The following is a 26,398-nucleotide window of genomic DNA, read 5'->3' as shown; positions in this document are numbered from 1 at the left end:
AGGGGCTGGCATCAAGCCAACTGCCTTGCACCAGGACCTGTCATTGAGTTCATTGCGTAGGCCAATGTAGGCGTCATGTTTTTGATTGAGCACGCACCATCGTCACCAACCGTTATGGTAGATCTAAGTTCTATGGGTGTTATTCCGGGTTGATCAGATATTCGATCGATCCACTCAGCAAAAATGTCATCGTTCTTGAACCACTCGCTAAACCCGTCAAAACCGCTACATTGTGCCGAGGTCAAAGTCCTTTTAGCTTCGGTTTCCAATAAGCGTGGAATGTTGCCATCAGTACATTCGAGAACGTTCATGATTTCGAAGTCAAAAGGTGTCTTTCGTTTCAGTCGAGCGATTCGAGAATCGAGTTCATTGCTGATCCCAACCTTGATGATGCCCCCTTTTTCGTCAGATCGCAGTACATATAGATATCCTAACTCACAAGGGTTATATCCTGTACCACCGCAGGCCGGGCAGCCTTGTCCGCGCAGCGTGAAGTGATTGATACCACTAGTTCTCCAGATACCGTGTTCGGGGCATTCCAGCAGCAGCCTGGTTTGGCGACAATTATACTCTTCAGCCCATCCATGAAAGAGGTAACCTCTTGAATCTGCAACACGCTGTACTCGGATCTTATTTTGCTCTTCGGTCCAGCTGGGGCTCTCTGAGCAACCACAAGGATAGCTGCCATCACGAACTCGGTAGTAGCGGGACCGCAGCTCCGGAAACAGCTCGCTATCAGACGAGCAGACAGAGCACTCGTAGAAATAGTGTTTCTTAGCACCAGTCTCACCGTTCCAGCCTATGATCTCTAGCGTGCTACCCACAGGTGTATGGAACTTTTCGCCAATGACTCTTTTTGCTTCTATTGCCGCGCTCTTTACATCAACACATTTACGGCAGGTGTCGCTATCGCGTTTAAGTAGCGTTCTGAGGGATACTTCAATTGGACCATGGTCCGGACAACGAAGCCTGGCTATGGCCTTTGTAATCTTGGTGAAGGATTCGTTGACCATGCCGTCAAAAATGAGGCCTCGACGTGCCGCTTCGCGTTTAGCCTGAACAATGTACTGGTCCCGAGTTGGCATCCAGCGGTCATTACAACCGCAGGGGATATATCCGGATTCCAGACGGGTCTTTATACAACTGATTACAGGCCACAGTTCTTTGTCGGCTGAGCAGATGCTGCAGTGTACCTCATAGTTAAGGTAGGACCCGTATTTGCCCACTGGCTCTTTGACCGTCAGGACGCCGCCATTTGGAGTATCAAAGGTAGTTCCGACGAATGCAGACTTCGCACGCTTGCTCCTGCCAGCCGTCTTGCACCGCTTGCAACCGCGTTGCCCCCGCATGAAATCTCCATACCGAATTCCCTCATAGTCTCCATGTTCTGGACAGCTCAACCGCAGATGGGACCGAGTCCCTTCATACGGAGGTTTAAATCCCAAAAAGGTCAATCCACGCTTTTTCGCTTCTCTGGAAACCAGCACGGCCCTCTGTGTCTCAGAGAAGAGCGGCCTTGTTCCGCAGTTGCATGGGAATTGATCGTTATCAAGGTAAGCCTTCTTGGCAAGGAGCTCAGGAAACAGCTCCGTGTCATCTGAGCAGACGGAGCAATGCAATACGAAGCGATGATTCTTCCCTGTTTTTCCGTTCATGCCCACGATGGTGATGGTGGAGCCGGTTGGAGTTGTGTATTTTTTGCCAATTTGTTCGTGGCGTTGATCACGCATTATGAAATTCCGAATTTGGATGGTTGAAATGCCACCATCTGTGGCTGTGTCAAGTTGCCCAGGTGCCTGTGTGGACATAGTGGGCAGCTATTTGAAGTGGCTCGATCCGTACAGACGCTGCTCAAGCTGCCGGTACTTGGCCAGTTGTTGTTTGAATGTGCGCCAGTGCATTCCTCTTTTTTTAAGTCGGCCTTCCCCCCGCTCGTAGTCTTCAAAGATCTGTTCGCCCAGCTTGTGTTTCTGGCTAAATAGGCGGTCGCGCTTCCCCTGGCTACTGGTACGGTGGACCAGGCCAAGACAATGGCGGCAAAGAAAACCTTGACCAGAGTCGCTCAACACAGCTACTCGGCGACTGCATCCAGGGCACAGAAACCAGCAACGGGCTCCGCCAAAGTGGCAAGGTGTGTAATCGAATCGGATTGTCTGTTGGGTGGATTTCCATGCGCCGGCATGGTCCTGGTGCTGAACGTGGATACCATCTCTGCCAACGTGGTAATGCAGCTGGCTCAGCAAATCGTCTTTGCAGCTCCAGCGGAGGGTGCCTGATGTACCTGGTTTCAGGAGGTTGTTCTTCCTTAGAAACCGTACATCCAGGCACCGAGTCCGCTCAATCTCCGGAGCTTTGTCGTTGCGCGGGTACGACCCGCTGCCTATTCCACCCATGTGGTTTTGCCCAAATCATTAGGGAAGTCGTGTAAATCCTTAGCAATTGACAGATCGTTGCCGCTGATGACGGCCCGAGTAGCCGGGACGGCCATAGATGGAGCCTCCCACACCTGTTCGCGGCAAGAGGTTGGTTCTTGCTGGCCTATTGCCGGCTTCACAGCATTTGATTTCAGGCTGGGAACCCGATTCAGTGATGCCTGTTCAATGAGCTGTTCCTTGAGCTGGTTCAGGCTCTCTTTGTTGGGCTTAACTCTGCTGGTAGAGAAGTTGTTCGCCGTCTTGTCTTTTTGGCCTTTGCCACGCTCCTTTGCGAAGTACGACAGACGGTGAAAGGCCTCCTTGTATTCTTCTAGATCACCGCGGTGGATCATCAAATAGCAGTTTTTGGGTGTAAAAGGTTTGGGTTCATCGCGAATTTCAAGGTATTGCTCGATCCAACTAATGATGGAACCGGGGTGGCGGACCTTGTGACCATTCAGAAGCAGCGCCAGGTGGTAATGTTGCTGGGCAGCCTCTTCCTTTTCGCGCACCCACACATACCCATAGGTCTTCATGTCGTACTTTTTCCCGTTCAGGAGCTTTTTGATCCGGTTCATCAGGCGGGATATTTTTTCGTTTTTGCCCGAGTATTCCGCTACACGGATGTCCAAGCGCACCATCAGTACCTTTGCATAATGGGAAAGCATGGCGTCCAGCTGGTTCTTGATCGGCTTCAACATGGCCAGAAAGCATCCAGAATTCTTGGCTATGCAGATATCCAGATTGATACCGTCTTGGTGCCAGACGCGTTCCCGAGTCACAGTGCTATCCAGAACTCTTGGCCGTCGCCTGTTCCTTGGCTCCTGACGGCAGGTAATACGTGCAGGCGGGGATATTATGAAAAACCTGCAGGGATTTACGGGCTTGGAATGACGGCGATCCTTGTGTGCCAAGGGGATCGCTCAATTCCATTAAGAAAAAGTAGGGGGTGAATATCGAGATCAGTACACCGAGGATCGCCAAATAAGCTGGATTTTCCTCGGGGGGCTGCACGACAGCTGAATTGATGGCCATGATTAGCTCGTGCCGCTGATCAGGTTCTTGCGCTGTTCGTGTAGGTGGGTGACTACGGCCTTAATGACGGCATCGGGCTGGTCGGCAATGGTCAGGCCCAGAATGACGTCAATTTCATGGCGGGGCCAGCCTACAGCGCGTGCACCGAGGGAGATGGGCGAAGGCATCAAGCCTTCTTTGATGCGGTTGCGGAAGGTGCTGCGGCTGTAGCCGGCACGGTTGAGGATTTCCGGCTCTCGATCAATATGGAGTGCCGCAAGGGTGATCACCGGGAGTGCCGCGATGATCTGGTTAATGAGGGATGTTACATCTGATTGCATGTCTTTATCGCTCCTAAGACTTTAGGGGCGAATAAGAACATTGAGGTTTATTTCAGATTTAAATTAATAAAACTCGATAAAGACTGCGATAAATTAATTTGAATTTTTTTCGCGTATTTCCTGTCTCCAAATGCTGGTTTTAGATCTAAACGACGAGTACTTTAGTTTTTTTACCTTATCGGAGCCGTGATTCCACCACTTGATAACCTTATCCCTGTCTTCGGGATCGTATGCGACTTCGATAATTACTTCAGAATCTCCATTATTCTCCATGGAGATGGATTCAAGGTGTTCGAGAATGGTAGTGTTATCTGGTACTTTTTTATTTCGATCGAAGTAGCTCTGCATGAAGTCTTTAACAACCTCACCGAGTGCATATCGTTCTTTTTTCGGCGCTGTTTTAATTGGGGAAGAATTTGCTGCTGGACTTGACCTTGATGTCCCGAGGGTTTCGCCTGGATTTGAGGTAATGGCTGCAATCTCCGCTTCTATTCGGCTGAGCTCACGGTGCTTCTGTTGGCGCTCCTTCATACTGACTGGCTCAATATTGACCAGCTCGTCTCTTTCGCGTTCAAGTTCCGGCAGTTTGATCGCTATGTTGTCGAACACGGCCTGGTACTCCTGCTGACAGAGGGTCAATTTTTGAAGGCTGTTGTCGGGCTCCTTGGGAAATATAGCGATGGGCAACGGCCACCCATAATGACGGAGAACGTCTTTAAGGTCGTTTAGGCGAACTTGGAAGGCATCTGTTCCGTGGGCCAGTAGATCTTGCCATCTCCAGGTAACTGGCAAACTATCACGATAGGGCGGCAGCCCAATAGCGCCGCACCACAGGTACACAAGAAGCTTCTGCCGGTTCGCTTTTAATGGTGAAAGTAGAAATTTGTCGGTAATCTTTTCTGCATTAATGGCCAGGCCCGGATCGCTCATGATCTCATCGATTACTTTTTGGCATCCATCGACGCTGCCTTCGGCTTCCACTTCAGGATTATCGCCACTTTCTTCGTGGGCCTTTACGCCATAGTATGGGTCCAGCATGAGCTGAAGTTCCAGCTCGGCCGCAGATACTAGGGCGAGTTTGTTCCATTTGGCTTGCGCTGATTGTACTGACATTGGTAGTTCCGAGTTAACTGATGGGTCGAAGTGTTCTTGTGCCCGCCGCCATGCTCATATTGCCGGTCGCCGCTTGCTCGATGTGCTCGCTCCACCAGTCCATCATCACGCGGCGGCGCTCCAGATAATCTGCCCGGTTGTATGCTGCGCGGACCTCATTGCTATCCACATGGGCGAGAGCGGCCTCGATAACATCGGGATCAAAGCCCTGCTCATTGAGGGTGGTACTGGCCAGGGACCGCAAACCGTGAGCAACTAATAGACCTTTATAACCCATCCTTTTCAGCGCCATATTGGCGGTTTGAGAATTGATGTGCTCAGAGGGCTTCAGGTATGACGGAAATACGTACTCGCGTTCACCACTGATAGGGCGCATGGTTTCAAGCAATGCAAGCGCCTGAGGTGATAGGGGGACGCTGTGTGGGCGTTTTTTCTTCATCCGTTCTGCCGGAATGTTCCATATTTGTTTATCGAAGTCGATTTCGTCCCAGCGTGTGCCGGCGGCTTCACTGGGGCGCGTCATGGTGTTCAATTGCCACTCAATCAGGCAGCGGGTGGCTCGCTTGATGCTGGCATTGGTCAGGTCCCTCATTAGGTCCGGCAGTTGGTCAGGCTTGATGGTGGGTTGGTTCTTTTTCTTGGGGGATTCAAAGGCATGTCGAATACCGCTGAGGGGATTTGCATCCACCAGACCGGTATTCACGGCATAGTTCATGATCTCGTTCAGCCGTTGGGCCAGCCGCTTGAGGGTTTCCAGGCTTCCTGAGGCTTCTACTGGCTTCAGGACTTTGATGGTCGCGGGCGCTTTGATATCCGAGATCGGTACATTGCCGAGTTCAGGAAAAATGTATCGCTCCAGTGAGCGAATAATGTCATCTGCATAGCTGGCTGTGACTTTCGTCTTCTTGACCGAGAACCAGAGTAAAGCAACCCGCTTTAGCGTGTTGTCGTTGAGCTGATACTGCTTTTCGATCTGCACTTCTCGGTGCTGCTGCGGGTCAACGCCCTTGGCACGCACCTTGTCGGCATCTTCTCTGAGCCTGCGCGCATCAGCTAGCGACACGGCGGGGTAGGCCCCAAAGCCCATCTGGGAGCGTTTTCCATTAAGGGGGTTCTTGTAGCGGTAGACCCAGGATTTAGCTCCAGTGGGCTTTACCCGTAGTTGTAGTCCGCCACCGTCTGCCAGCATGTATTCCTTATCCTTGGGCTTGGCATTCTTGACTTCGGTAGGGCTCAGGGGTTTGGTGGTCTTTGGCACGGCGACGATCCTTTTTTGGCACACCGGTATACCGGCGGCAGGTGCGATGTGCCAACCAGTGTACCAAAGAATCTTGTATCTTGTTGATGCTTATTGGACGTTAACGAACGATGATTTTCGCTAAGTTATTGATATTTCGTTGTTTTAATGTGTTCTAAAAGAAGTTTTGAATCTTTTTGAACGTTGATCTGGTGGAGCCGGGGGGAGTTGAACCCCCGTCCGCAAGCACTCCGCCTTAGGGTCTACATGCTTAGATCCGCCATTTGATTTAGCGATTTACAGCCCGGCGGGCAAGACGTAAAACGCGATCCTGATAAGGTTTAGCTGATCCACCCCAGGCAGGCTTCACGGCGATCCAGTTCTATATGACAGTCAGAAGCGCGGTACTGGCACCTTACTTAAGACCGCTAGCGGCGAACCACTAGTGTGGTGTTCTTAAGACTGCTTACGCAGCCAGCTGAGCACCGTAGTTGTCGTCATTGGCAACTAATAAATTGCAGCTTTGGATTAACGTGATTCGCTACCCTCACGACATGCACCTAAGGTTTTGTTACCGACGTCGAATCCAAATCGGCCCCTTAGAAGGCGGGATTGTAAACCAGATGGCGGGACTAAATCCACTGGGGATCTATTCGATTGTGTTGTTGTTTATACCCGTAATTTATAGGCCCGCTGCAGGTCTGAGCGCCGATTGAGCAATCTGCCCCCAAACCATTCTATTCTGTGTGGAATCAGTGGATTTTCGACTGACTCAACTCCCAGGGCAGGGGTGTTGTCAGTGGTATCAACAGTGTATTCGCTGCGGCACTTTGCGGTTGTCCGATCATTTCATCGTAAGCGCTGTTTTGCCGCAGCCACAGGGCGGTCTCGTCCAGGTCGCTCAACAGCTGTCGCATATTGGTGAGGTTTCTGCAGCTCAGGGGGGTGTGTTCGTCCAGCCAGATCAGGTGTTCGGTCTTGCCGTCGCGCCAGTAGGCCTGGTAGATGCCGCCTTCATAGGACTCGATGATGACGTGCTGAGGTGAGTGGTAGCCCAGTTCTTTTAAGAGAACTCTCATAAGTCGTCCCCGTTTCGTTTGTTCGGTTGGTCACTGAACTTACGCGCGGGGACGTGGATTGGATCAGGCTATGATGCGAGGCTTTGGAAAAAGGCAAACAGGATCAGTACCGGGCAGACGAACTGCACGTACTTGGGCCAGATTTTCCAGAAGAAGCTGTTTTCCATTTCCGGCGAGCCTTTCTGCAGTTCCTTGAGTACGCTGTTGCGATTCCAGATCCAACCGGTAAATACACAGAGTGCTACGCCCAGCATGGGCTGGCTGTATTTGGTGGTCAGGTCGACAACAAAGTCAAATAGGGTGCCAAAGTTCAGCAGGATCGCACTGGCACCGCCGAAGATGGCTGCCCCCAGAATGATGGTGGCCTGTTTGCGATCGGCAGGGGTTTCCTCAGACACCAGGGCCACCGGCACCTCCAGCATGGAGATTGAGGAGGTGAGTGCAGCGATACTCATGAGGGTGAAGAAGGCAAATGCCACGAAGGGGCCGACGCCACCCATGGAGTCGAACAGCACCGGCAATACTTGGAAAATGAGGTCGCCACCGGCTATCAGTTTACCGGCATCATCATAAATGGGGACGCCGTAATTCTGTGCAACAAAGAGCGCAGGAATAATCAGCAGGCCGGCGGTAAAGGCAATGCCGATGTCGCAGATGGTTACCCAGGCGCCGAGTTCGGGCAGGCTTTCTTTATCGCTGAGGTAGGAGCCGTAGATCAGCATGGTGCCTACACCCAGTGACATGGAGAAAAAGGCCTGGCCCATGGCGTTGAGGACCAATGGCGGATTGATTTGGCTGATATCTGGTACCAGGTAGACCTTGAGGCCCTCCATCGCGCCGTCCTGGAGCATCACATACACAATCAGCAGAACCAGAATAACCATCAGCATGGGCATCAGTCGGGTAGACCACTTTTCGATGCCGCCTTTAACCCCGCTGGAGATGACGCCCATGGTCAGGGCCATAAACAGCGTCATAAAGATCATATTGCGAGCCAGGCCATCGCTGGTGAGCCATTGGCTGGCGGCATCCCAGCCCATCAGGTCTGTAACGGACTCCCCCAGGTAGCTCAGCATCCAGCCGGCGACAATGGCGTAAAAGCTCAAGATCAGGCTGGCAATAACAATGCCATAGAAGCCGACAAAGGTGCCGAAATTGCGGCTGGCTTTACTATTGCCGAGACCCCGCAGGGCAGATACGGCGTTGGATTTGGCGTGGCGACCGATCACCAGTTCGGCCATCAGGGCAGGGTAGGCCAGGCAAAAGGCCAGAATCAGGTACACCAGAACAAAGGCCGCGCCCCCGTTGCTGGCGGTTTTGGTGGGAAAACCCCAGATATTGCCCAGGCCGATGGCTGACCCGGCGGCAGCCAGGATAAAGCCGGTTTTGGTGGAAAACGTTTCTCTGGATGCCATAGGAGTGCTTTCTTTTAGTTAGATTAATCAGTTGCAATGACAAGCAATAGGGCGGCCATTGTGCTTTGTTCTGTGGGGCGGCATCAAGTTTTAATTCTTTATCAATTAATCGAAATTTTTTTTAGCGGGTTTTGGTGATTGCTTCGTAGGTATCAGATAGCAAGACGAGAAGTAGCCAATTCGAGGTGGCTGGCTGCCACGGTTGTGGCACCAGACTTTGCATGGGGCTGGCCATATTGCGGAAAAATTTGCGTGAAATTTGAGCAATATGGTCTATAACTTACTTCGATAGGAAGCATTTCGTTGCGCTATCAACCATGAGTTTAATAGGGAAAATAATAATATCCCCGATACCTGGGGATTATTCCGAAGAGGAGCACATCATGTCCCAGAGTCACAAGAATATGAAAAATCGATTTTTGCGGTCTGTTCTGCCGGCTTGTATCGGTGCGGTATTGGCATCGGGTGTACAGGCGCAGGACAAGGGCGGCCTTACGCTGGAAGAGGTCGTGGTTACAGCCACCAAGCGTTCTGAGACGTTGCAAGACGTTTCCATGAGTATCTCGGCGATGACTGGCGATAGCCTGGAGCGCGTTGGCGCGACTGATTTCGCTGATATTGCCACCAGTGTACCTTCGCTGTCGCTGCGTTCCTCCGGCCCAGGCCGTACCAAGCTCAACATTCGTGGTGTATCTGCTGCGACTGGCGTTGCGCCAACCGTGAGCTTCTATATTGATGAGATGCCGGTTTCCACTATTTCGTCCGGTTCTTCCACTTCCTTCGCCCAGGCGATCGTTGATCCCAAGATGTACGACCTGGAGCGGGTGGAAGTCCTGCGTGGTCCCCAGGGTACTTTGTACGGGTCCAGCTCCATGGGTGGTACCGTGCGTTTGATTACCCGCCAGCCTGTGATCGGTGAGTTTGAAGGTAAGGTTCAGGCCGAAATGTCCTCCACCAAAGATGGTGATCTGAACCACAAGCTCAATGGTGTCGTAAATGCACCGCTGGGTGAAAAAGCGGCTCTTCGCGTAGTGGGTTCTTACACCGATACTGATGGTTATATCGACCGTATCAACAGCAACACCGGCGAAGAATTTGCCGACAACGTGAACAGTGAAGAAACCACCTCGGTACGAGCGGCGTTGCGAGTTGAGTTAGGTGATAATGCTTACATTCAGCCATATGTCTTTACTCAGAAAACTGAGATGGATGGCAAACCGAATTTCGATGGTCCGCTCCGAGATCTTGAGCAGGGCTCTCCCTTCGATGCCAAGGAGCCATTCGAAGACGAATTCACCATGACCAACCTGACCTATGGTCACGACTTCGATGGATTCTCGCTGTTGGTGAGCTGGTCGAAAGTGGATCGTGAATTCACCAACGCTGAAGACATTTCCGATGGTTACAGCCTGATTGGCATTGATCCTCCAAATGCCGCTTTCTCTGATGAAGACGTTGAACTTGATGATGAGACCATTGAAGCGCGTCTGTCCTCAAACAACGACTCTCCCCTGCAATGGCTAATTGGCGCCTACCAAAAGGAAGCCGAGTCTGATTCCGGCTATCGGATGATGCGTGGTTGGGATGCGTTGAGCGAGTTCGGCCTGGCTAATACGCAAAAGTTGCAGGAATATGAGGAAACTGCATTCTTTGGTGAGGTTACCTACGATATTACTGACCAGCTGGTACTGACGTTGGGTCTCAGATCTCTTGACTATGATTATCACTCCAAGGAGGAAAACTGGGGTTGGGCCTTTACCGGTGGTGATCGCACTACAGCCAACGTTCGCGATGCCAAGCTCAGTGATGATGATCTTAACTCCAAAGTAACCCTGACCTATCACATCAACGAAGATAGCCAGGTTTACGCCACTATGTCCGACGGTACTCGCCCCGGTGGTATCAACCGTGTGATTCCTCGCAGCGAAGATCCCAATGAACCTGTGGGTTTTGCCTGTAATAACGACCTGATTGCTCTGGGTGTTTCTGATCCCGGTGCCTACGAAGGTGATGAGGTTAAAAATGCCGAGGTTGGTTGGAAGTCCATGATTGGTGGTGGTGCAGTCCGCTTCAATGGTGCGATATACCGGGTCAAGTGGGAAGACATCCAGCAGGTCGTTACGACCAGTGGGGTTTGCGGTAATAACTTTACTGCCAATATTGGTGAAGCTGAGAGTACTGGTGTTGAGCTGGAGCTAACTGCTGCACTGAGCGAAAATCTTACCTTGAGTGCCGGTCTGGGTTACATCGACGCTACCTTTAAAGAAGATGTACCTTCAGCGGGTATTGAGGACGGTGACCTGCTTGCCGATGTACCTGAGTGGACCTACAACCTTTCTCTCGATTATGTCATTCCAGCTAAGAACGGTGAGTTCTTCATTGTGGGTACATACAACTACGTTGACGAAACCCTCGAGTTGCCAGGTAAAGCCAGCGACGACGTTTCCGGCTCCGGTATTGACTCCGGTAACGTTCGTCCGGACTACTCTATTCTGGACCTGCGCGCCGGTTACACCAGCGAAGACGGTTGGGAGGCGGTATTGTTCGTAGATAACGCTACGGATGAAGAAGCGATTTACGGCTATAACGATGCGATCGCTTTCGCATTCTCCGGCTCCGACCCCACGGTACGTAATCGTCCAAGAACCATTGGTGCATCCATCAGCTACTCCTTCTAAGTAAGCTGTAGCGACCCTCAGCCATTCCAGCGTATCCTTCGCTGTGATGGCTGAAGTGCCTTAACGTCTTAAGCAAAAAACAGGGCGCCCGAGTGCGCCCTGTTTTCGTTTTTCAACAACCCATATTAAGGAAAGAACACCCGTGTCATTACTGGAGTGGTTTACCCTCGCCGGCTTATGTTGGCTGGGTGCAGCAAGTCCGGGGCCCAGTCTCGCGGTGGTGGTGGAGCAAACCCTGAAAGGCGGGCGACGGCAGGGTGTCATTGCCGCGGTGGCTCACGGCGTTGGTGTTGGCAGTTACGCCCTGCTGGCGGCGGTGGGCCTGGCGATTATTATCCAGCAGACGCCGTGGCTGTTTGACGGGCTGAGGTGGCTGGGTGCGCTGTTTCTGTTGTTTCTGGCTTACAAGGCCTTCACCGCACCGGCAGATTTTTCTGAGGCTGACGGTGAGTCGGAGGTTTCCGGTCGGCAAGGGGCGGTTATCGGTTTTCTCACCGCGTTTCTAAACCCAAAGCTCGCGATCTTTTTTCTGGCGATCTTTTCACAGTTTGTATCGGTGGATTCCAGTATTGGGCAAAAGCTGGGAATGGCGCTGCTCACGTTTGTGATCGATGCCTTATGGTATGTGATGGTCACCCTGCTGGTGTCCCACCCATCCATCATGTCCCGTCTTCGGGCCGGGGCTGCTACGGTGCAAAAGGTGTTTGGAGTGTTGTTGGTATTGGTGGCGTTTCGGGTGATCGTCAGCTAGCGCTTAAGTGGCTACGTTGATGAAACTGAAAGGCGATGCCATTTCGGCGGATTACGGCTTCGCCTAATCCGCCCTACGGTATTTATCGGGATCAGCCTTTTTGGAACAGCCGCTGTTTTTCGCGGTTCCAGTCCCGCTGTTTTTCAGTCTCGCGCTTGTCGTGCAGCTTCTTACCTTTAGCCAGCGAGATTTCGCATTTGACCAGGTGATTCTTCCAATAGAGGGCAGTGGCAACGCAGGTGTAGTCTTTTTGCTCAACCGCCTGTTGCAGTTTGGCAATTTCTTTGCGGTGCAGCAGCAGTTTGCGCTGGCGAGTGGGTTCCACCACAAAGTGAGTGGAGACGGTGTTTAATGGCTGGATCTGCGCATTGAGCAGCCAGGCTTCACCGTTCTTAAAGAACACGTGGCTGTCCACGATCTGGATCTTGCCTTCACGCAGACTTTTCACTTCCCAGCCTTTCAGGGCAATGCCCGCCTCGTATTTATCAGACAGGTGATAATCGAAGCGCGCTTTCTTGTTGAGAACGATGGTATTACTGGAGGGTTTGGGTTTCTTCTTGGCCATGGCGGCGGATTATAGCCGGATGTGGTCAGGGGCGATAGGGGCCCGTTGTTTCTTCCACAATCTCATAAAAATTGCGCAGGCCACCCTCGTGGCCGCCGATCAGTAAGGTATCGTTGGCGCCGCTGTCCATACCGATCTGGGCCTGCTCGCACACATGCAGGTCTTCAGCGTTAAAGACACCGTCTTCGATCATGGCAAAGCCCCGCTCGTAGTGCGCCAGTTCGGCCTCGGACAGGGGTTCGCGGTCGATCACGCAGCTGTGCACCACCACGGTTTCGCTGGGCGATTGGGGGTAAAGGGCCATCTGGCTGATGTAATCGGGGTGGAACACCATAATGGTGTTGGGCCAGATAAAGTGTGCGAAGGAGGCGTGATTGCGAAAGTCCCACTGCTCCGGTGGCAGCTGCAGCGATTCGGCGAATTCTTTGCGGGCCACGATTGAGCGGATATGCTGCTGTTCCCGTTCCTGGGCGGCGACGCAATCGAGAAAGAAACCACCGACGCTGCGCTGGTGCAGTCGTGTCACGTGGTAGCCGTCCTGGAAGGCCTCCACAATCAGCTTCCAGTTGCATTGGCGGGTTTGAACGGTCTGCTTAAAGAAGTGGTCGTCGGCGAGGCCAAAGTTGTCGAGATCCCGGGCGATATTGCCGAGAAAGCCCGGCAGGTTGAGGGTGCCCTCTTTGTTTGGGTTGACCCACACCAGTCCGTGTGCCTCCTCGGTGGGCAGTGCCACCAAGCTGCGGCAGTGCTTGTCGAAATCGGGAAAGCTCTCTTCGACAGGAACATGGGTCAGTTCCCCATCCAGGGCATAAGTCCAGTGGTGGTAGGGGCAGGTAAAGGTCGGCTTGCGTTTGACCTCAGGGGCATCCGCCAGACGCACGCCCCGGTGTCGGCAGACGTTCAAAAACGCTCGCAGTTTCCGGTCCCGCCCCCGCACCAGTAGAATGGGCTTGCCGGTGTGGTCGTGGGTAATATGCTCGCCGGGCTCTTTTAGCATACTGGCCGGCCCCAGTATCAGCGGCACATCGCTGAAGATGGTCTTCATCTCATGGTCAAACCAGGCAGGATCCGTGTAGTAGCGGCAGTCCACCTCGCTGGTGGCCATGGGGTCCTGGGGGCGGTTTTCGCGCACGCATTGCTGCAGGGTTTGAAACAGCCCATAGCGGGGGTCGGAGATGTTCATACTCGGCCTTCTTTAGCTTTTATTGGAGGACTCGAACAGGTTCTGTTTCCACTATAGGCACAGGATGGGTGGGGGAAAAGGCCAGACCGGCAAAGGTCAATAAGATTGAGCGAAATGGCCAATAGCAGGTCAATCCGGATGGCTGTGAAAAATCCTGTTTCATGGGTGCGTCCCGACAGCCGATTAGTGTACAATTCGCGCCCTCTCATAACCGTCCTCACCAGTTAAGCACAGGGTTAACCCATGTTTGATAAATCACAGACCATCGAAGCCTTTGATCCGGAGCTCTGGAGCGCCATCCAGAAGGAAGAAGTCCGTCAGGAAGAGCACATCGAGCTGATCGCCTCTGAAAACTACACCAGCCCCATGGTGATGGTGGCTCAGGGCACCAAGCTGACCAACAAGTACGCCGAAGGTTACCCCAGCAAGCGTTACTACGGTGGCTGTGAGTACGTGGACCAGGCCGAAGCGCTGGCCATCGATCGCGCCAAGCAGCTGTTCGGCGCCGATTACGCCAACGTTCAGCCGCACTCTGGCTCTCAGGCCAACTCTGCGGTATATCAGGCCTTGTGTACGCCTGGCGATACAGTTCTGGGCATGAGCCTGGCCCACGGTGGCCACCTGACCCACGGTGCCTCCGTTAACTTCTCCGGCAAGATGTACAACGCCGTACAATACGGCCTGAATCCCGAAACCGGTGAGGTGGATTACGACGAAGTTGAGCGTCTGGCTGAGGAGCACAAGCCCAAGATGATCGTGGCCGGTTTCTCCGCTTACTCCCAGATCATGGATTGGAACCGCTTCCGCGAGATCGCCGACAAAGTGGGTGCTTACCTGTTTGTGGACATGGCGCATGTGGCCGGTCTGGTCGCTGCGGGTGTCTACCCCAACCCCGTGCCTGTGGCGGACGTTGTCACCTCCACCACTCACAAGACTCTGCGTGGCCCCCGTGGCGGTATCATCCTGGCCCGTGCCAACGAAGAGATCGAGAAGAAGCTGAATTCTGCCGTATTCCCCGGTGGCCAGGGCGGCCCTCTGATGCACGTTATTGCCGCCAAGGCCGTGGCGTTCAAAGAAGCCATGTCTGAGGACTACAAAACCTATCAGCAGCAGGTTGTTAAGAACGCCAAGGCAATGGCCGCCACCTTTATCGAGCGTGGTATCAAGATTGTTTCCGGCGGTACTGAAAACCACCTGATGCTGGTGGACCTGATCGGTAAAGAGTACACCGGTAAAGACGCCGATGCGGCGCTGGGTGAAGCCAACATCACCGTTAACAAGAACTCTGTTCCCAACGACCCCCGCTCTCCGTTTGTAACCTCCGGTCTGCGTGTGGGTACTCCGGCCATTACTACCCGTGGTTTTGGCGAGGAAGAGACGGTTCAGTTGACCAACTGGATGTGCGATGTGCTCGAGAGCCTGGAAAACGGCACTTCTGAGCAGATGATTGCCGAGGTGAAGGCCAAAGTGCTGGACCTGTGCAAGCGCTTCCCCGTTTACGGTTAATTACCGAACGGAAAATAACCAAAAAGCCGGAGAAAACCTCCGGCTTTTTTATGTACAGGATGTACGGTATGTCGCGGGAGGCATGGATGCCGGGAGCGACGTCTTCGAGCAACAGCCGAAGTCTATACTTGAATCCGGACCGTTGAACCTTTTAAGGTATCGACTTAAGTCACAGGTCCCCACATAGGAATTCTCGGGCTGCTTCCGTTGCCCAATATGCCATGCTGCTAAAGACCCGCTTTTATTTGCCACCCTTGCGACCTCAGTGCGTGCCCAGACCCCATCTGGTGCAGCGCCTGCAGCAGTCGGCGGGTGGGCAGCTGGTGCTGGTGTGCGCGCCGGCGGGCTATGGCAAGACCACTTTGATCAGTCAGTGGCTCCATAGCCACCCGCAGTCGTTCTGTTGGCTGACGCTGGATCAGAGCCTGTCCTCACCGCCCTTGTTCTGGAGCCATTTGATCACCGCGTTGCGCGAAATTGAACCCAGTGTGGGTGAAGAGGCTCTGGCTCTGTTGGAGGAGGGGGAGCCCGATCTGCAATCGGTGGTGGTATCCCTACTCAATGATTTGGATCAGTTGAGCGTTGGCAGCAGCGCCGGTCAGGCGCTGACGGTGGTTCTGGATGATGCCCACGAGCTGCAGGACGAGGAGCTGCTGCAACAGCTGGGTTTGTTCCTCGATCATTTGCCGGCGGCTTTGCGTGTGGTGATGACCAGCCGCAGTGAGCCGCCTTTGTCGCTGGCCAGGCGCCGGGTCAATAACCAGCTGCTGGAGCTGGGGGTGTCTGAGCTGGAGTTTGGCGAGGATGAAATCCAGACCTTCTTCCGCGAAACCATGTCGCTGGGGCTCGACGGTGATGCGATCAGCCGCCTCACCTACAAGAGTGAGGGTTGGCCTGCGGGTTTGCAGTTGTTAGCCCTATCCTTGCAGCGCCATCCTGACCAGAATGTCTCTGATGAGCAGCCGGGTACCAGCGGCAAAGAGGCCAAAGCGGGCGGGCGTGGTTCCCGGCCCCTCAATCGGGATGTGGCAGACTATTTGTTGCAAGAAGTATTTGCCATTCAGTCCCCCGAATTACAGCGTTTTCTGACCTTGACCGCTTTGCCACGCCGCTTTTGCGTGGCGCTCGCCAATGCCCTGGCCGAGGCGGATGATAGTCAGGCCCAGCTGCAGACGGTGGATCGCTTGAATCTGTTCCTGGTGCCCCTGGATAACCATGGCACCTGGTTCCGCTACCATGATCTGTTTCGTCAGTTTCTGTTGCAGCACTTTTCCCAGTTGCCGCCGGCGGAGCAGCGCAAAATCCGTTTCCGGGCCGGCCAGTGGCTGGAGCAGGCAGGTTATCTGGAAGAGGCTATGGAGCAGGCCGTTGCCCTCGATGACTGGCCCTGGATAGTTGAGCTGTTGCAACAGTTGCCGCTGGGTGAAAAAGACATGGTGCGGCTGCAACGCTGGATCAACTCGCTATCGCCAGAGCGTCAGCAACAGCTGCCTGAGCCCCTGCAAAAGTTGATCGAGGGTAAGCCGGTGTCAGTGGATGAGAGTGATGCTGGTGACGATTTGCGCCCCACTGAGCTTCAGGAACCCCAGGTAGAGCCCCTGACCCAGCGCGAGCAGCAGGTGATGCATTGGCTGGGCGAAGGCTTGTCCAACAAGCAAATTGCCGATCGGCTCAATATTTCCATCAATACCCTCAAGGTCCATATCCGTAACCTCTACGGCAAAATGGGGGTGGAGAACCGCACCCAGGCGCTGCTCAAGGTTCGTTCCGGTAACCCTTGAGCCTTCCCCGCTCTTTGTTAACCCACGACAGGGCTTCACCCTTATTTCACCCTCCGGGGTGATCCACCTTTCACAAACGGTCTATATTCTGTCTGGTAGATTAGCCAAGCCAGTCATTCGAGCTCAGACAGACAATTAGATTAGAGGAGCAAGACCGTGGAACGTGAATTTATGGAATACGATGTGGTTATCGTCGGTGCCGGCCCGTCCGGACTCGCCGCCGCCTGCCGCATTCGCCAACTGAACGAAGACATCAGTGTCTGTGTGGTTGAGAAGGGTTCCGAGGTGGGTGCACACATCCTCTCTGGCGCCGTGTTCGAACCCACTGCCCTCAATGAGCTCTTCCCCGACTGGAAAGAAAAAGGCGCTCCGCTTAACACCGAAGTGACCGGAGACGATATCTACCTGCTGCAAAGCGCCGAGAAAGGCCAGAAGATCCCTGGTCCGTTTGTGCCTAAAACCATGCACAACGAAGGCAACTACATCATCAGCCTGGGTAACCTGTGCCGCTGGTTGGGCGAGCAGGCCGAAGCCCTGGGCGTCGAGATCTACCCCTGCTTTGCCGCTGCAGAAGTCTTGTACAACGAAGACGGCAGCGTCAAAGGCATTGCCACCGGTGACATGGGCATCGGCATGAATGGCGAGCAGAAAGATTCCTACATGCCTGGCATGGAGCTGCACGGCAAGTACACGCTGTTTGCCGAAGGTTGCCGTGGCCACCTGGGCAAGCAGCTGATCGCCAAGTTCAACCTGGACGCCGGCAAAGAGCCCCAGCATTACGGTATTGGCATCAAAGAGATCTGGAAGGTCAAACCTGAGAACCACAAGCAGGGTCTGGTGGTACACACTGCCGGCTGGCCTCTGGCCGAAAACGGCGCGGCTGGCGGCAGCTTCCTGTATCACATTGAAGACAACCAGGTGGTCTGTGGTCTGATTACTGACCTGTCCTACAGCAATCCGCACATCAGCCCGTTTGACGAGTTCCAGCGCTACAAGCACCACCCGGTGATTAGCCAGTACCTGGAAGGTGGCGAGCGCACCAGCTACGGCGCCCGTGCTATCACCAAGGGCGGCATCCAGAGTCAGCCCAAGATGCACTTCCCCGGTGGCCTGCTGATCGGTGACGACGCCGGTACCCTGAACTTCGCCAAGATCAAGGGCAGCCACACCGCCATGAAGTCCGGTATGGTAGCGGCCGAGTGTGTCGCCGCGGCCATAAAAGCCGAGCGCGGTAATGATGATCTGGTGGAATTCGACAGCGCTTACAAGAATTCCTGGGCTTACCAGGAGCTCTGGGCTCAGCGTAACTTTGGCCCGGCCCAGCACAAGTGGGGCAACTTCCTGGGCTCCGCCTACGCCTTTATCGATATCAACATCTTCAATGGCAAGCTCCCGTGGACCCTGTCCGACCCGGTTGCGGATCACGCCCAGCTTAAGCCCGCGTCTCAGTTCTCACCCATCAGCTATCCCAAGCCCGATGGCAAACTGAGCTTCGATAAGCTGTCCTCCGTGTTCTTGTCGAACACCAACCACGAGGAAGACCAGCCTTGCCACCTGACCCTGAAGGACGCGGATGTGCCCATCAAGGTCAACCTGGCCCAGTACGACGAGCCAGCTCAGCGTTACTGCCCGGCGGGTGTGTACGAGATTATGGAAGAGGAAAGCGGGGACAAGCGCCTGCAAATCAACGCCCAGAACTGCGTGCACTGTAAGACCTGTGATATCAAGGACCCGACCCAGAACATCACCTGGGTGGTACCTGAAGGTGCCGGTGGGCCTAATTATCCCAACATGTAACTGCGGCCTCGGTGGATTCCAAAAGTAGGCGCTCCAGGCGACGCCTTCGGCTAATCCACCCTACCCAGTGGGCAGTATCGACGCACCTTCAAGTTGCGTAGAAGGGTGGATTAGCAAAGCGTAATCCACCATTGACGGCGGCACGCAACTTCTATGTATTGCGAATAAAATCCGCCAGATCATACATAGGGTCCTTAAGCATGGTCTTGACCTGCTCAGGGGCCCCGATCTTTTCCAGAGCCCGATCCATACACAGTAACCACTGGTCGCGGTGCTCTGCCCCAATGGCGTAGGGCTTGTGGGGATCCGTCAGGCAAATGGTGCCGTACTTTTCCATATATTTGGGCGGTCCGCCCATCCAGCCACACAAGTATTCGTATAGCTTTTCCTTGATCTCATCGAGATTGTCGCTGTGCATGCGGCGAATGTCTTCGGCCTCTGTCAGCTCGTCCATGGCGTCGTAGAAGGCGCTCGCCAACTCACGGATTTTGTCGTCGCCCAGCAGTTGGTAGGGGGATTGTTGATTCATGGCTATCTCTGTCTTTCTTGTCGGATTGTGCTCTGGAGTTTGGCACAATGGCGGCGCCGGCATCTTGATCGCCGTCAACAGCAGTTTAGTCCTCCGGGCGCTTTCTGAGCACGTCCGAATGGCTTACCAAACTCCGCAGTAAATCGAGTATAGGAAATCATGTCAGACGCTAAATCCCCAGCAATGGTGGTCCTCGATGGCTATACCCTCAACCCCGGTGATTTGAGCTGGGAGTCACTGAGTCAATTGGGTGAGTTGGCCCACTATGACCACACTCTGCCGGCGGAAGTCGTAGAGCGGTGTGCTGATGCCGAGGTGGTATTTACCAACAAGACGCCCATTGACGATGCCGCTATGGAGCGCCTGCCCAAGCTGCGTTATATCGGTGTGCTGGCTACCGGTTACAACATTGTGGATGTGGAGGCTGCCCGCAGGCGCGGTATTGTGGTAACCAACACACCGGCCTACGGTTCGGATTCCGTGGCTCAGTTTGTGTTTGCCCAATTGCTTAACTGGGCCCAACCCATCGCTTACTACGGCGATACCGTAAAACAGGGGCGCTGGGCGGCCAGTCGGGATTTCTGTTACTACGACCACTCAATGCTGCAGCTGGCTGGCGCCACACTGGGTGTGGTGGGTTACGGTGCGATCGGAAGACAAGTGGCAACGATTGCCCGGGCGTTTGGTATGAAGGTATTGGTCAATACTCGAACCCGCCCGCAATCCCTGCCCGAGGGAGTGGAGTTCGCGGATTTGGAAACATTGGCTTCAAACAGCGATGTGATCAGCCTGCATTGCCCGTTAACAGACGCCAACAAAGCGTTTGTGAATGAAGCCTTTCTGAACCGCATGAAGTCCAGCGCCTATCTGATTAATACTGGTCGTGGGCCGTTGATCGATGAAGCGGCTTTGGAGAAAGCCCTGAATGAGCGCCGAATTGCCGGCGCTGCCCTGGACGTGCTGGCTGTGGAGCCACCCAGTGCGGATCACCCTCTGGTGGCCTTGGAGAACTGCACGGTAACGCCTCATATCGCCTGGGCCACCCTGGCTGCCCGGCAACGGCTGATGGATATTGCCGTTGCCAATCTGCAGGCGTTCCTCGCGGGCGAGGCTCAAAATCAGGTTTGAGCCCATCGAGGCCGATGTGTCAGGCCGATGCGGCGTCGGCATCTGAGGTCTCGGCCAGCGCCTCGATCCAGAGGAATCCGTCGGCATCCATACGGCCCTGCTGATCGGTGGGTTGCCACAAGCCGTCGTCAAGCGACAGGGTGGCACTATTGGATTGATCACCCAATACGCCCTGGGTCAGCTGAACGCCACCCATCAGCACCAGCCCGACGCTGTTGCAGGGCAGCTCTTCGAGGCTCAGGGGATCCACCACCTTGAAGCTGCTGCCCGGCAGCGGCATACCCATAGCGCCAGGCTTGCCACCCAGTTGCACTTTCCAGTCGCCAAAGTCCATGGCGTCCGGCAGGTTGATGCTGGTTACCGGCGCGGTGGCCGACGCGCAGTAAGCATCGAGCACCGGTTTGCCGAAGCGCAGACGGTATTGTTTGTCCAGTTCTTCATGTTCGCGATAGCCCAGCGCAACCACCCGTCGCAAGCTGTCCAGCATCAACGGATGCACCTTGGGTTCGTCCAGAAAACCCTGCAGTTGTGCCCCCTGGCTGCAGAGCAGGGTGATGCGGTAGCGGGCAATAGTTTTGGCCAGATCGAGCGGCTCGGCGTCTGCAACGGGACACACCAGAGGGATGCCTTCCACCAGGGGCATATACAGCTGCAGAGTCAGTCCCGCGCACTCATGCCATGGCTCGGTCGCCAGCATCACATCCTGGTCTTCACTGTTGAGTACATCAGACATCTGCTTCAGGTTCGCCATCAGGTTGGCATGGCTGAATTTGGCGCCGTAAACGCCCTGTTCGTCTGCTCGGAAAAGAATGGCAGCGGTACGTTGGGCGGATTGTTTGCGGCAGCTCAACCACTGAATGGCGGAGCTGGGCAGCAGGCGATTGGTCAGCATTCGGCGACGCAGATCTTTAAGCGGCTGTTGGGCGAGCAGTGAATCAATTTCGATAATCACAGGCGACGGATACCCGGATGATGCTTGCTCAAGGGTTGCCTGTAGCTCCGGTGCTTTAGCGGCGGAGGTGTAGATAGTCTGTACCCGGGCCTTTTCCAGAGCCTGTTGCAGTTGACTAGGGGTAAGAGACGGATCCAGCGTGACCGCCGTCTTGCCGCACATCAGCACGGCCATATGGGTAATCGCCGCACTGGTGCTGGCGGGCATCAATAGCGCGACATTCTTCGCGCTGTTGTTTTGCAGCACCTGTTTGCTTAACCACTGGGCCCGGCTAAGGGCTTCCAACCCCGACTGAGACTGCCCCTTCACATCGGCAACCGCCAACTCCGCGCGCTGTTCTTTGCAGGTGTTGATCCAGGCCTCTGGCAGAGTGGGTAAGGTGGCTACATAGTCCTGCCAGGAGTCGATGGACAACTCAAAGACTTTGCGTTTGAGCACTTCGGCCGGGGTCAGACGGTCAATGGGGCGACCAAAGGACACCACCAGATCGCGGCCACCGGGGGTGGAGCGCAGGTGCTTGAGCTTGTCTGAAGAGCGGGAGAACTGGCTGCCCCAGAGGCCGCGCAGATAAAAAGGCTGGATCACCACATCCGCATTGGCGGCCTCGGCGGCACGCTCGTAGCCGCGACGGAATTCGGCCAGGTGCCCGGTGCGGCTGATGGTGCCCTCAGGGAACAGGCACACCACTTTGCCTTCATTGAGTAAGTCTGCCACCTGCTCCAGCGACTGCTGGGCACTGGCGCCGGATTCGATGGGAACACAGCCAAACAGCTTGAAGAACCACTTCAAATACCAGCGCTCATAAATGCTCTTCAGCATCACGAATTTGACCGGGCGGGGGTAGGCGATCTGAACAATGGCCCAGTCGATCCAGCTGATGTGGTTGCCCAGCAAGAGCACACCGCCGCTTTCAGGGACATGATTCATGCCCTGCACATTGATGCGGTAGTGGCGACTCATCAGGTAAGTCAGCAGGAAGCGCACCAGACTCTGTGGCAGCTTGTAGACCGTATAGCAGCCGCCCAACACCGCGAATACAGCGGTCAATAGCAACAGTTGCTTGCTGCTGATGCCAAACACCGCAAACAGCGCCGTCACTACCAGAAAGCTGAGCATGCCGATATTCTGGATCAGGTTGTTGGCAGCCAGCACCCGGCCCATTTCATTGTCGCCGGCGTGAAACTGGATCAGGGCGTTCAGCGGTACGATAAACAGGCCACCCATGGTGCCGATCAGCAGAAAGTCCAGACCCATGGTCCAGGGGGACTCCAGGGTCGGCAGCAGCCACAGGCCGAGGCCGATACCGGCGGCGCCCAGGGGCACCAGGCCGGTTTCAATGTAATTGCGGGATAAACGGCTGGCTGTCGCCGAGCCCAGGGCAATGCCCAGGCCGGTAGCGGCAATAATGGCCTGGATGACCAGGGTATTGGTTTCGCCCATCTGTTCTTTGGCAAAGGCCGGAAAGCTGGCCAGCATCACCTGCCCAATGGACCAGAACATGGCCAGCCCGATAATTGAGAGGCGAATGGCATCGCGGCTGAGCACCGGCTGCAGGTTGCTTTTGAAGAGGCGACCCTGAACAAACGCTCTGGTGTCGAACTGCTGTGTGGCATCCCCTTCGTCCACCTTTGGCAGCCGGTACATCATCACCACCTCCAGCAGGCTTGCTGCCACCAGCAACATGCCGATGGGTACCAGTTGCTGCAATACGACGCCCTTGTCGGCGTTGCCTTCGGGGTACCAGGCCTCAAACAGTACGGACATCAGCAGGGTGCCCGCCAGAATCGCCACAATGGAAATGGCCTGTACGATACCGTTGGCCTCGGCCAGATGTTGCTTGCCGAAGAAGCCCTTCAGGTAGCCGTATTTGGCAGGAGAGTAGAGGGCTGACTGCACCGCCAGCAGGAAGGTCATGGCAAAAGACAGCCAGAACCAACCGAGGGCGTAACAGGCGGTAATGCCCAGGGTCAGCACCACCGCCGCCCAGGCCGACATACGCATCACCTGGTTTTTGGGGAAACGGTCGGAGACAAAACCCGCGGGGCTGAACAGCAGGATAAAGGGCAGCAAAATCAGGCCATTGACGATGGCCGTCAGGATGATCTGTTCCTGGCCATCGTAGATCTTGAAGATGGTGTTCTGGATGACGATCTTATGGCCGAGATCCACAAACGCGTTGAGAAACACCGCCAGCAAAAAGGGGAGGGCGCCGCTGACCTTGAGAAGCTTGTTCATGAGGGCTGTGTATCCTTGCCTGTGATTAGAGTCCGTTGAGATTGCCGCACGCGCGCACGTGCTACAACTGCATTGGCAATTGTAGTAGTTTAGGGCGCCGTGGGTATTGATATTTGATACTTTTCAGGGAGCATCCGTAAAAGGAAAGGCAGACATGGCTCAGGCGACGGCATTGATTGCCACTCTCAAAAAACAACTCAAGGCGCACGGCAAAACCTATGTGGACGTGGCCAGCGCACTCGATCTGAGCGAAGCCTCGGTCAAGCGGTTGTTCGCCGGTGAGAACCTGACGCTGCAGCGGCTCGAAACCGTTTGTCAGCTGATAGGGTTGGATCTGGCGGAACTGGTGGCGCTGATGAAACAGGAGCAGCCCCAGCTTATGCAGCTGACCTTGCAGCAGGAAAAGGAGGTGGCCGAGGATTTTATCCTGCTGATGGTGGCACTTAGTGTGATCAACGGTTACACCTATGAGGAACTGCTGGAGACCTACAAGCTCTCCGCAACGGACTGTGTCCGCAAGCTGGCGCACCTGGATCGGCTCAAGATAATCGAACTGCTGCCCAATAACCGCATCAAGTTGAAGGTGGCCCCCAATTTTCGCTGGCGGTCCAATGGTCCCATCCAGAAGTTTTTTCACACCACCGTACAACAGGAATTCTTCCGCTCCAGTTTTGATGCGGAGGACGAAAAACTATTGGTGCTCAATGGCCTGCTCAGCCGTGCCGGCAATGCGGAGATGCAGAAAAAAATGCAGAAGCTGGCGCAGGATTTTAACCAGGTCATGCAAGATGATCGGGCTCTGCCCATGGGGGAAAAATTCGGCACCACCATGGTGTTGGCGCTGCGCCATTGGAACTTTGACCACTTCAAGGGCAATATGCGTTGAGGACATGCCATAGCGGGTAGCGGCGTTTAATCCCCCAGGGCTCAACTGGCGAGACTTCCACCAAGCGGGTTTAAAACCCTGCACCACAGGTCCAGACTGGCGTCCGTTGCCTACATCAAAGGATGTCTGATCATGTTTATTGCCGCTTATCGCTCTATAGGCACCTGGTTACAGCGTTGCCTGAACTCATTGAGAATTCTCTGGAATCCGGCCAATCTGTTTCCCTGCTAAATCACCCGAGCTGCATGCCTTCCTGTGGGCTGTGTTCACTGCCCAAGGGGTAACGTTCCCGGATAGGGTTGAGTGCCCCCGAGCGCTGCAGGCGTATAAAGGTCTTCACGATCTTTGGATCCAAATGGCTGCCCGCCAGAGATTCCAGCTCCTTGAGCGCATCTTCGATGTCCCATGCCTGTTTGTAGGTGCGTTCTGAGGTCAGGGCATCAAATACATCAACAACAGCAATCAAACGGGCGGGCAAGGGAATGTCTTCCCCTTTCAGGCGATGGGGGTAACCACTGCCATCGTATTTTTCGTGGTGATAGAGGGCAATTTCCCGCGCCACGCTGAAAAAGGGGTGGTTACCCAGAATCTCGGCGCCTTTGATGGTGTGGGATTGCATGATACGCCATTCATCCCCGTCCAGCTGTCCCGCTTTATTGAGAATGCGGTCGGGAACACCTATCTTGCCGATGTCGTGCATCATGCTGGAGTAACCCATCTCGCGGGCGGGTTCCGCAGCCACTCCGGAGGCCCGTGCCAGGGCTTCCATATAGCAGCGCACACGGCTGATATGAAATGCTGTGCTCTTGTCTTTGTAGTCACAGGCAACAGCCAGTTTGTAAATGGTACTGATGTTGGCTTCCTGCAGTTCTTCGGTGCGCCGACGCACCTGCAGCTCCAGATTGTTGTTGAGCTGCTGCAACTCGTGCTGCAAGAACTGTTGTTCCTTGTGGAGAAGCCGGTTGCGCAGATGCACCCGTACCCGGGCGATAAATTCCTCACACTGAAACGGTTTGGTGAGGTAGTCCGTCACGCCGCGCTGTAACAGCCGCACCAGCAGGGATTCTTCGCTGCGGCTGGTGACGACAATAATGGGAATGTGATCGAAGTTGGCATTGGCTCGCACCAGATGGCAGAGTTCCTCCCCGGTCAGATGGGGCATATGCAGATCCGTTATGATCAGGTCGATGCGATCCCTTTCCTTTAGAATCTGCTCCCAGGCTTCCTCTCCGTCTTCGCATTGAATCAGACGGTACCCCAGCGGTCCAAGCAGCTCTTGGTATAGCTCCCTTTGGACGGCGCTGTCCTCAGCCAGAAGTATGGTGAAGTGACTGTTGCGATGGCGCGAACCGAAGGGGATGGTGCTGTGGTGGAACAGGGCCGATTTGATGCGCTCCACCAGGAAAGTGAGGTTGCCGCTCTTGCTGATAAAATCGGTGGCGCCGGCACTATAGGCGATATCGGCCTTTTCGCTGGAATCCTGGCCCGACATCAATATGACGGGCACCAGCACGGTGCGGGTATTGCGCTTAAGCTGTTCGCACAGCTGCACACCGGTACCGTCCGGCAGCTCCATGGCGCTCAAAACCAAGTCCGGTACACTGCCCTCCAGCAGCAATTGGCAATCGTTAAGGCTGCGGCATACATCCACCCTGAAGCCGGCTTCTTCCAACCTGAGCTGAAATAATGTCGCAATGGATTGGCTGGATTCGGCAATCAATATCCGTTTGTTCATCCCGTTTATCCTTAGCAGGAGAAGCTCGGCTACAAGTATAGTCGCAATTGTGCGCTTGC

Annotated in this window: 21 protein-coding genes and 1 other RNA gene; 8 read left to right on the top strand and 14 right to left on the bottom strand. The window is 54.6% G+C overall.

What is annotated here, in order from left to right; genetic code table 11:
* Nucleotides 1-11: 11 nt before the first annotated feature.
* Nucleotides 12-1,730 (bottom strand): GIY-YIG nuclease family protein, encoded by a 1,719-nt coding sequence (locus tag HBA55_RS05765; RefSeq protein WP_166988354.1) that lies wholly within the window; start codon nt 1,728-1,730, stop codon nt 12-14.
* Between the two features lie 300 nt (nt 1,731-2,030).
* Between HBA55_RS05765 and HBA55_RS05760 the strand changes: the two genes are divergently transcribed.
* Complete coding sequence (locus tag HBA55_RS05760) at nt 2,031-2,276, top strand: hypothetical protein (RefSeq protein WP_166988352.1); 246 nt, start codon at nt 2,031-2,033, stop codon at nt 2,274-2,276.
* 104 nt (nt 2,277-2,380) lie between these two features.
* Here HBA55_RS05760 and HBA55_RS05755 read toward each other — a convergent pair whose 3' ends face one another.
* From HBA55_RS05755 to HBA55_RS05720, 8 genes are all read right to left on the bottom strand, one after another.
* Nucleotides 2,381-3,196 carry a YagK/YfjJ domain-containing protein gene (locus tag HBA55_RS05755; protein ID WP_166988350.1) on the bottom strand — a complete coding sequence of 272 codons (816 nt, stop codon included), beginning with the start codon at nt 3,194-3,196 and terminating at the stop codon, nt 2,381-2,383.
* 4 nt (nt 3,197-3,200) lie between these two features.
* On the bottom strand, nt 3,201-3,449 hold the full coding sequence (locus HBA55_RS05750) for a hypothetical protein (protein WP_166988349.1): 249 nt from the start codon (nt 3,447-3,449) through the stop codon (nt 3,201-3,203).
* Between the two features lie 2 nt (nt 3,450-3,451).
* A complete protein-coding gene (locus tag HBA55_RS05745) occupies nt 3,452-3,769 on the bottom strand; it encodes a helix-turn-helix transcriptional regulator (RefSeq protein ID WP_166988347.1) in 318 nt (105 codons plus the stop codon).
* Nucleotides 3,770-3,862: 93 nt separating this feature from the next.
* A complete protein-coding gene (locus HBA55_RS05740) occupies nt 3,863-4,882 on the bottom strand; it encodes a hypothetical protein (RefSeq protein ID WP_166988344.1) in 1,020 nt (339 codons plus the stop codon).
* A gap of 13 nt (nt 4,883-4,895) precedes the next feature.
* Nucleotides 4,896-6,140, bottom strand: coding sequence for an integrase domain-containing protein (locus HBA55_RS05735; protein ID WP_166988342.1), 1,245 nt, complete (start codon nt 6,138-6,140; stop codon nt 4,896-4,898).
* Between the two features lie 189 nt (nt 6,141-6,329).
* Nucleotides 6,330-6,718: a transfer-messenger RNA gene (ssrA, locus tag HBA55_RS05730) on the bottom strand.
* A 153-nt stretch (nt 6,719-6,871) separates the two neighbouring features.
* Complete coding sequence (locus HBA55_RS05725; protein ID WP_166988340.1) at nt 6,872-7,198, bottom strand: DUF6482 family protein; 327 nt, start codon at nt 7,196-7,198, stop codon at nt 6,872-6,874.
* Between the two features lie 68 nt (nt 7,199-7,266).
* Nucleotides 7,267-8,613, bottom strand: coding sequence for a sodium-dependent transporter (locus HBA55_RS05720; RefSeq protein WP_166988338.1), 1,347 nt, complete (start codon nt 8,611-8,613; stop codon nt 7,267-7,269).
* Between the two features lie 383 nt (nt 8,614-8,996).
* Between HBA55_RS05720 and HBA55_RS05715 the strand changes: the two genes are divergently transcribed.
* Both HBA55_RS05715 and HBA55_RS05710 read left to right on the top strand, forming a co-directional pair.
* Nucleotides 8,997-11,291: a TonB-dependent receptor gene (locus HBA55_RS05715; RefSeq protein ID WP_240945933.1), complete on the top strand. Its 2,295-nt coding sequence runs from the start codon at nt 8,997-8,999 to the stop codon at nt 11,289-11,291.
* Between the two features lie 142 nt (nt 11,292-11,433).
* A complete protein-coding gene (locus tag HBA55_RS05710; protein WP_166988336.1) occupies nt 11,434-12,042 on the top strand; it encodes a LysE family transporter in 609 nt (202 codons plus the stop codon).
* 91 nt (nt 12,043-12,133) lie between these two features.
* On the opposite strand, the gene smpB is transcribed toward HBA55_RS05710, so the two are convergent.
* On the bottom strand, nt 12,134-12,607 hold the full coding sequence (gene smpB / locus HBA55_RS05705) for an SsrA-binding protein SmpB (protein WP_166988334.1): 474 nt from the start codon (nt 12,605-12,607) through the stop codon (nt 12,134-12,136).
* 25 nt (nt 12,608-12,632) lie between these two features.
* Complete coding sequence (locus HBA55_RS05700) at nt 12,633-13,790, bottom strand: aromatic ring-hydroxylating oxygenase subunit alpha (RefSeq protein ID WP_166988332.1); 1,158 nt, start codon at nt 13,788-13,790, stop codon at nt 12,633-12,635.
* A 243-nt stretch (nt 13,791-14,033) separates the two neighbouring features.
* Here HBA55_RS05700 and glyA point away from each other — a divergent pair, with 243 nt between their 5' ends.
* The 3 genes from glyA (at nt 14,034) to HBA55_RS05685 (ending at nt 18,874) form a co-directional block, all read left to right on the top strand.
* Nucleotides 14,034-15,296: a serine hydroxymethyltransferase gene (gene glyA, locus HBA55_RS05695; RefSeq protein ID WP_166988330.1), complete on the top strand. Its 1,263-nt coding sequence runs from the start codon at nt 14,034-14,036 to the stop codon at nt 15,294-15,296.
* Between the two features lie 269 nt (nt 15,297-15,565).
* Nucleotides 15,566-17,077: a winged helix-turn-helix domain-containing protein gene (locus HBA55_RS05690; protein ID WP_166988328.1), complete on the top strand. Its 1,512-nt coding sequence runs from the start codon at nt 15,566-15,568 to the stop codon at nt 17,075-17,077.
* 171 nt (nt 17,078-17,248) lie between these two features.
* Complete coding sequence (locus HBA55_RS05685) at nt 17,249-18,874, top strand: electron transfer flavoprotein-ubiquinone oxidoreductase (RefSeq protein WP_206019620.1); 1,626 nt, start codon at nt 17,249-17,251, stop codon at nt 18,872-18,874.
* Between the two features lie 151 nt (nt 18,875-19,025).
* On the opposite strand, the gene HBA55_RS05680 is transcribed toward HBA55_RS05685, so the two are convergent.
* Nucleotides 19,026-19,403 carry a group II truncated hemoglobin gene (locus tag HBA55_RS05680; RefSeq protein WP_166988324.1) on the bottom strand — a complete coding sequence of 126 codons (378 nt, stop codon included), beginning with the start codon at nt 19,401-19,403 and terminating at the stop codon, nt 19,026-19,028.
* Nucleotides 19,404-19,562: 159 nt separating this feature from the next.
* Between HBA55_RS05680 and HBA55_RS05675 the strand changes: the two genes are divergently transcribed.
* A complete protein-coding gene (locus HBA55_RS05675; protein ID WP_166988322.1) occupies nt 19,563-20,531 on the top strand; it encodes a D-2-hydroxyacid dehydrogenase in 969 nt (322 codons plus the stop codon).
* Nucleotides 20,532-20,550: 19 nt separating this feature from the next.
* Here HBA55_RS05675 and HBA55_RS05670 read toward each other — a convergent pair whose 3' ends face one another.
* Complete coding sequence (locus tag HBA55_RS05670; protein WP_166988320.1) at nt 20,551-23,718, bottom strand: MFS transporter; 3,168 nt, start codon at nt 23,716-23,718, stop codon at nt 20,551-20,553.
* Nucleotides 23,719-23,872: 154 nt separating this feature from the next.
* Between HBA55_RS05670 and HBA55_RS05665 the strand changes: the two genes are divergently transcribed.
* Nucleotides 23,873-24,604 (top strand): helix-turn-helix domain-containing protein, encoded by a 732-nt coding sequence (locus tag HBA55_RS05665; RefSeq protein ID WP_166988318.1) that lies wholly within the window; start codon nt 23,873-23,875, stop codon nt 24,602-24,604.
* 232 nt (nt 24,605-24,836) lie between these two features.
* Here the strand turns inward: HBA55_RS05665 and HBA55_RS05660 are convergent, their stop codons facing one another.
* Complete coding sequence (locus HBA55_RS05660) at nt 24,837-26,339, bottom strand: response regulator (RefSeq protein ID WP_166988316.1); 1,503 nt, start codon at nt 26,337-26,339, stop codon at nt 24,837-24,839.
* Between the last annotated feature and the right edge of the window lie 59 nt (nt 26,340-26,398).

It is taken from the genome of Pseudomaricurvus alkylphenolicus (assembly GCF_011683955.1).
Lineage (GTDB): Bacteria > Pseudomonadota > Gammaproteobacteria > Pseudomonadales > Cellvibrionaceae > Pseudomaricurvus > Pseudomaricurvus alkylphenolicus.
The sequence above is the reverse complement of the archived record's forward strand: the minus strand, read 5'-3'. Positions and strand labels throughout refer to the sequence as shown.

What these genes read in the sequence shown, in the direction of transcription:
- HBA55_RS05765 (WP_166988354.1), bottom strand. Translation starts at nt 1,730, where the DNA reads ATGCGTGATCAACGCCACGAACAAATTGGCAAAAAATACACAACTCCA.
- HBA55_RS05760 (WP_166988352.1), top strand. Translation starts at nt 2,031, where the DNA reads ATGGCGGCAAAGAAAACCTTGACCAGAGTCGCTCAACACAGCTACTCG.
- HBA55_RS05750 (WP_166988349.1), bottom strand. Translation starts at nt 3,449, where the DNA reads ATGGCCATCAATTCAGCTGTCGTGCAGCCCCCCGAGGAAAATCCAGCT.
- HBA55_RS05745 (WP_166988347.1), bottom strand. Translation starts at nt 3,769, where the DNA reads ATGCAATCAGATGTAACATCCCTCATTAACCAGATCATCGCGGCACTC.
- HBA55_RS05740 (WP_166988344.1), bottom strand. Translation starts at nt 4,882, where the DNA reads ATGTCAGTACAATCAGCGCAAGCCAAATGGAACAAACTCGCCCTAGTA.
- HBA55_RS05725 (WP_166988340.1), bottom strand. Translation starts at nt 7,198, where the DNA reads ATGAGAGTTCTCTTAAAAGAACTGGGCTACCACTCACCTCAGCACGTC.
- HBA55_RS05720 (WP_166988338.1), bottom strand. Translation starts at nt 8,613, where the DNA reads ATGGCATCCAGAGAAACGTTTTCCACCAAAACCGGCTTTATCCTGGCT.
- HBA55_RS05715 (WP_240945933.1), top strand. Translation starts at nt 8,997, where the DNA reads ATGTCCCAGAGTCACAAGAATATGAAAAATCGATTTTTGCGGTCTGTT.
- smpB (WP_166988334.1), bottom strand. Translation starts at nt 12,607, where the DNA reads ATGGCCAAGAAGAAACCCAAACCCTCCAGTAATACCATCGTTCTCAAC.
- HBA55_RS05700 (WP_166988332.1), bottom strand. Translation starts at nt 13,790, where the DNA reads ATGAACATCTCCGACCCCCGCTATGGGCTGTTTCAAACCCTGCAGCAA.
- glyA (WP_166988330.1), top strand. Translation starts at nt 14,034, where the DNA reads ATGTTTGATAAATCACAGACCATCGAAGCCTTTGATCCGGAGCTCTGG.
- HBA55_RS05685 (WP_206019620.1), top strand. Translation starts at nt 17,249, where the DNA reads ATGGAATACGATGTGGTTATCGTCGGTGCCGGCCCGTCCGGACTCGCC.
- HBA55_RS05680 (WP_166988324.1), bottom strand. Translation starts at nt 19,403, where the DNA reads ATGAATCAACAATCCCCCTACCAACTGCTGGGCGACGACAAAATCCGT.
- HBA55_RS05675 (WP_166988322.1), top strand. Translation starts at nt 19,563, where the DNA reads ATGTCAGACGCTAAATCCCCAGCAATGGTGGTCCTCGATGGCTATACC.
- HBA55_RS05670 (WP_166988320.1), bottom strand. Translation starts at nt 23,718, where the DNA reads ATGAACAAGCTTCTCAAGGTCAGCGGCGCCCTCCCCTTTTTGCTGGCG.
- HBA55_RS05665 (WP_166988318.1), top strand. Translation starts at nt 23,873, where the DNA reads ATGGCTCAGGCGACGGCATTGATTGCCACTCTCAAAAAACAACTCAAG.
- HBA55_RS05660 (WP_166988316.1), bottom strand. Translation starts at nt 26,339, where the DNA reads ATGAACAAACGGATATTGATTGCCGAATCCAGCCAATCCATTGCGACA.